Below are 5,130 nucleotides of genomic sequence, written 5' to 3'. Positions count from 1 at the left end.
CCGCACCCCGCTACGGTGCCGACTAATGCGAAGCAGTGGGACGTCTGCGCAGCAGCGTACCGAACCGCTACGGAGCCAACTAATGCGAAGCAGTGGGACGTCTGTGAAGCAGCGTACCGCATACCGCAACGGTGCCAACCAGTGCGAAACCGTGGGACGTCTGCGCAGCAGCGTACCGCATACAGCAACGGTGCCAACCAGTGCGAAACAGTGGGACGTCTGCGCAGCGGCGTACCGCACCCGCTACGGTGCCGACTAATGCGAAGCAGTGGGACGTCTGCGCAGCAGCGTACCGCACCCGCTACGGTGCCGACTAATGCGAAGCAGTGGGACGTCTGCGCAGCAGCGTACCGCATACAGCAACGGTGCCAACCAGTGCGAAACCGTGGGACGCCTGCGCAGCGGCGTACCGCATACCGGAATGGTGCCAATCAATGCGAAACCGTGGGACGCCTGCGCAGCAGCGTACCGCATACCGCAACGGTGCCAACCAGTGCGAAACAGTGGGACGTCTGCGCAGCGGCGTACCGCACCCGCTACGGTGCCGACGAATGCGAAGCAGTGGGACGTCTGCGCAGCAGCGTACCGCATACCGCAACGGTGCCAACCAGTGCGAAACCGTGGGACGCCTGCGCAGCAGCGTACCGCATACCGCAACGGCGGCAACCGGGGCGAAACCGTGGGACGCCTGCGCAGCAGCGTACCGCATACCGGAACGGCGGCAACCGGGGCGAAACCGTGTGACGCCTGCGCAGCAGTGTACCGCATACCGGAACGGCGGCAACCGGGGCGAAACCGTGGGACGTCTGCGCAGCGGCGTACCGCATACCTGAACGGCGGCAACCGGTGCGAAACCGTGGGACGCCTGCGCAGCGGCGTACCGCATACCGGAACGATGCCAATCAATGCGAATCCGTGGGACGCCTGCGCGTCGGCGTACCGCATACCGGAAAGGTGCCAATCAATGCGAATCCGTGGGACGCCTGCGCAGCGGCGTACCGCATACCGGAACGGCGGCAACCGGTGCGAAACCGTGGGACGTCTGCGCAGCGGCGTACCGCATACCGGAACGGCGGCAACCGGTGCGAAACCGTGGGGCGTCTGCGCAGCGGCGTACCGCATACCCGGACGGCGACAACCGGTGCGAAACCGTGGGACGCCTGCGCAGCGGCGTACCGCATACCGGAACGGCGGCAACCGGTGCGAAACCGTGGGACGTCTGCGCAGCAGCGTACCGCATACCGGAACGGCGGCAACCGGTGCGAAACCGTGGGACGTCTGCGCAGCGGCGTACCGCATACCTGAACGGCGGCAACCGGTGCTAAACCGTGGGACATCTGCGCAGCGGCGTACCGCACCCGTTACGGTGCCAACCAATGCGAAAACGTAGAACGCCTTCGCAGCAACAAGTAGATCGTCATAAGACGACTCAGAAAGCAGAAATATGGTGGATGTGGTGAGCCAGATAAGGGACGTAGGCCGATAATTTGCGCATGCGCAAATTGGTGCCAAAATTGGAGGCGGAGTTGCCTCCACAGAATGGCCGGTTGAAAGAATGCAGATCTCGTAATATGATACATTTTTGTATCACACTGCAAGGTAAAGAAATGGCACAAATTATCGAGAAAGGAAAGACGGCAAATAAACGTTTTCAGTTCTATAGTCCCTCCTCTGTCATCGACGAATACACTGAGAAGAAAAAATTACTGGAGAAAAGAGGCAAAACTATCGATTTAACTGAAGACTTTACAAAGGTTCTAAAAAGCGCAATCAAAAGTATCGATGAAGAACTATCTAAGTCGGAAAAAACTAATAGCTACCCAGGACAAAATAACCAAAACGTATAAGATATAAAGCAGGCAAATGCCTGCTTTTCATTGATAATTTTTGTTATTTAAACAGAACTATAATGCAAGCACTTTTCCAGTTCCTTAATGAATGCGGTGGGTATCCCTTTTGGCTATTGCCAACTTAAATATCCACTAAAGACCAAACAATTTGTTGATCAATCACTCGCACTAAATATTAAACCACTTTCTGCATGTTCACTCGCATAATCTCGCAATAGATAATATTGTTTAGTGAGTCTCGCCTGGAGTTCGGATAAACCGTGCTCATAACATACGTGAATCATCGCATTAAGAGCATAAAGAGAAGCAATTACACCAACTACATCGACAGTTAGATGACCATCAAAATAATTAGATGGAATTTTCATCTGTCCCTGGGGCCAGGTAATAACATCCGCTATATAGACTGTAATACTCCAAATATCTTCCACTGATAGTTTTCGCTATTCGCGCTGTCACTCATCCATTTCTTTGCAAGCTCCCATTTTTGGGCATGTAATAAAAAGCAAATCATACGAATCCGCTCCGACGAAATGCAGCACTTTATTTTCCTGCCAGGAACGATGATGTGCCAACCGAAGTTAAAGCGATCGCGCGAGGTCTTCAAAATCACAAGCGATGTTGTAACTATTCATTATTGTTAGCGTAGATTTACTGGCGGCTCCTTCCTCTTTTTCTGTGATTCACGGGCTGAACTCGCTGGCTATATTGTGCTGATAGGACAAAGTTTACCCTGCCCTCCGGTAATCCGTACCCCACAGAATGCACACATTCGCGCGCGCCGGAACGGTGTGTCGCCCTGAGCGGCCGGTTTACCGGCCAGTGTCTGTGCGGCGGCGTAGCCGCCTGCGGGGATTGACCTGGCGGTTGCCATCAGACCCTAGCCGTCAGGCCGGAACCCCGCAGGGGTTCCGCGAAGCTTACCGGCTTGCCGGTTAGCGTAGTCGGGCTCGACGACCGGCCGCAGGTCGGGAGCCGAAGGGGGCCATGTCCTGGGGGTGACTTAAGGTAGCAAAAACGACCAGGAAAAGAGCTGAAAGGAGGAATACATACAGGATCACGCACAACAGCTGCACGGCGAAAAAGAGCGAAAGCCCGGAGAGAAAGAGACAGCAAGGGAAGAGAGAGACAAGCCCCCGCAACATAACGGAGAGAAAGGGCGGCGAAGCCGCCCCGTCACTCTGATTGGGCTGGCGGTACGCCGGCGGGCGGGTTTTAGGCGAGCTAAAAAGCAGGGAATGCTCCCTGCCCTGTTATCAGAACGTCCGGCGACTGCCCTTAATGCGATACCAAAACGGCGTGTACATTTCGCGGGTGATTTTCTGGCTCAGAGAGTTCCCGATCCTGACGCAGGCGGGAATGCCCAAAAGTGATAACTGAACGTAGCACATACGCGCCGCCACAGGATCCAGATCGGTGCACTGTACCAACAACTGCGTTTGCGGGTTGTAGCCTCTGTCGAGCAACACTTTTGCCGCCGCGATCACCATACCGCCCGCGCCGCAGGTCGGCTCATCGAGGGTAATATAGGGCGCACCGTCCGCCAGCTCCTGAACGCGCTGCCCCATGACCAGCCCCGCGATCAGCTCACTCAGGGAGAATGGGGTAAAAAACTGCCCCATTTCCTTACTACTGATCTCCAGTTCCATAAAAATGGAGCCCAGAAAATCGCACATACCCGCGTCCAGACCTGACGTCACCAGAGCCAGCAGGCGTGCCATGCGGTTAAGGTCGTCTTTCTCATAACCGGCAATCGTCTGAAAATATTCATTCTCCAGCTCGTCACACTGCAAAAAGGCATTTTCCAGAGCCACGGCGGCCATCGTTACAAAATCCCTGAACACCTGAAACCGGTTGTGATAGCGAGCAGTTTCGCGGAACAGTTTCACGAATTCTTTACGGTGATTATCCAGCAGTGAAACTGAGCTATCCTTCACAGGCCGCGAAGGTGAAACCACATCAGCAGGCGGCGCGGTTGTTACGATTACCGGCTTAACCGCCACGGTCTCCGGCATTTCTGGCAAGGAAAACAGCGAATCAAACGATAACTGGCTCATGCTGTTTTATCCGCTTCACGCTGGCGGGCAGTAAACACAAACCCGTTATCTGTCACCTCAATCGCTAGATCTGTCTTACCGGTTAACAGGGCATCGAGCGTTTCAGGCGCTAACTTCACGCTTTCCCACATATCACCGTTGCCCAGCACGCTATCAATCGCGTCAAAATGCGCTCCTGCGTTGTCCCACAAATCAGGATCAAACCCTTCGGCATAACAGATATTCCGCTTTTCTCGGATAAATGTTGCTTCTGCCGCAGTCAGATAAATACCGTCGTCAGCCAAAAACCACAGCTCACACGCATTTTTCGTCACGTCCTGAATGACCGGCGTCAGCGTCTCCGCTTTAAAAATTAATTTGTTCGGCATTGTTCACCTCTGAAAAGTCATTGAATTGCCGCCCCGCAGGGCGGCAAGGTCATCAGGCGTAAGCCCGTTTCAGTTCCAGCGTGCGCAGCACCTGTCCCAGTTCACTGCCCCGCATGGCGGGCACCCTAACGGACTGGCGTTTGCGCTGGCATTTGGCGATATGACGTCCCAACGCTTTAAACGGCACGGCGATTTCCTGACTTTTCAGCGGTTCCCGCACAATGCGCGGATGCTTTTTTGCCGTCTCAGACTTTACAAACGGCGCGGGGGATGCAATTATCTGTGCGTCGATATTCATAGCATTAACTCCAATCGAGTATTGATAGCCGGTTTAGCTTTCTAAGGGACAAACCGGCACGAGAGAGCAGACGAAAGTCTGCTTTTTTCATTTCTGTATATTGTCTTTCTGTCCTATCGCCTCCTTAATGCGCTTAATGATCTCGGAATGGTTCAGCCTGTATTCATCACGCAGATGGAAATACCGGCCTTCAAACTTCGCGTATATGTCCGTTACGCTCCCGCAGTACATTTCTGCAAACTTAAACGACTCACTGTCCCGATCACCCTGCCAGTCCAGCGGCGGCAACGTGCCCAACACGTCCATATATCTATGCAGGTCAATCTCTACGGGTGCGGTAACAAACGATTTCGCCCGAATTTCCCAATAAGCCGCCTCTGTTGCGGCGTTCCAGCTCTCACGCCCTAATCCTTTGAATGTCTCCCCCCATCTTTCGGAAGATTCAGGAGCGGCGGTTTTGACGTTTTGTGTGTGCATTCTTCAGGTCCCCTTCAGGTTAAATGTCATCTCTCGGTGAGTTCTTTCGCGGCAAAGGGCGAAGTAGCAACGGCACGCGG

The 5,130-nt window shown here is 54.2% G+C and carries 8 protein-coding genes; 3 read left to right on the top strand and 5 right to left on the bottom strand.

The genetic code is table 11. The features are described from left to right. The first annotated feature begins 82 nt into the window (after positions 1-82). From ACMHLI_RS23300 to ACMHLI_RS23290, 3 genes are all read left to right on the top strand, one after another. On the top strand, positions 83-259 hold the full coding sequence (locus ACMHLI_RS23300; RefSeq protein ID WP_413531452.1) for a hypothetical protein: 177 nt from the start codon (positions 83-85) through the stop codon (positions 257-259). A gap of 351 nt (positions 260-610) precedes the next feature. Then, positions 611-1,390, top strand: coding sequence for a hypothetical protein (locus ACMHLI_RS23295; protein ID WP_413531451.1), 780 nt, complete (start codon positions 611-613; stop codon positions 1,388-1,390). Between the two features lie 217 nt (positions 1,391-1,607). Then, on the top strand, positions 1,608-1,847 hold the full coding sequence (locus ACMHLI_RS23290; protein WP_413531450.1) for a hypothetical protein: 240 nt from the start codon (positions 1,608-1,610) through the stop codon (positions 1,845-1,847). A 158-nt stretch (positions 1,848-2,005) separates the two neighbouring features. Here the strand turns inward: ACMHLI_RS23290 and ACMHLI_RS23285 are convergent, their stop codons facing one another. The 5 genes from ACMHLI_RS23285 to ACMHLI_RS23265 all read right to left on the bottom strand — a co-directional run bounded on the left by ACMHLI_RS23285 (position 2,006) and on the right by ACMHLI_RS23265 (position 5,050). Further along, a complete protein-coding gene (locus ACMHLI_RS23285) occupies positions 2,006-2,281 on the bottom strand; it encodes an antirestriction protein (RefSeq protein WP_413531449.1) in 276 nt (91 codons plus the stop codon). 825 nt (positions 2,282-3,106) lie between these two features. Further along, a complete protein-coding gene (locus tag ACMHLI_RS23280) occupies positions 3,107-3,907 on the bottom strand; it encodes an N-6 DNA methylase (RefSeq protein WP_413531448.1) in 801 nt (266 codons plus the stop codon). Further along, complete coding sequence (locus tag ACMHLI_RS23275) at positions 3,904-4,275, bottom strand: DUF3085 domain-containing protein (protein WP_413531447.1); 372 nt, start codon at positions 4,273-4,275, stop codon at positions 3,904-3,906. The genes ACMHLI_RS23280 and ACMHLI_RS23275 overlap by 4 nt, the downstream gene beginning before the upstream one ends. A gap of 52 nt (positions 4,276-4,327) precedes the next feature. Then, positions 4,328-4,573 carry a hypothetical protein gene (locus ACMHLI_RS23270; protein WP_413531446.1) on the bottom strand — a complete coding sequence of 82 codons (246 nt, stop codon included), beginning with the start codon at positions 4,571-4,573 and terminating at the stop codon, positions 4,328-4,330. An 87-nt stretch (positions 4,574-4,660) separates the two neighbouring features. After that, on the bottom strand, positions 4,661-5,050 hold the full coding sequence (locus ACMHLI_RS23265; RefSeq protein ID WP_413531445.1) for a hypothetical protein: 390 nt from the start codon (positions 5,048-5,050) through the stop codon (positions 4,661-4,663). Between the last annotated feature and the right edge of the window lie 80 nt (positions 5,051-5,130).

Origin of the sequence: Rahnella inusitata (assembly GCF_965118895.1) — a bacterium.
GTDB lineage: Bacteria > Pseudomonadota > Gammaproteobacteria > Enterobacterales > Enterobacteriaceae > Rahnella > Rahnella inusitata_A.
The sequence above is the reverse complement of the archived record's forward strand: the minus strand, read 5'-3'. Positions and strand labels throughout refer to the sequence as shown.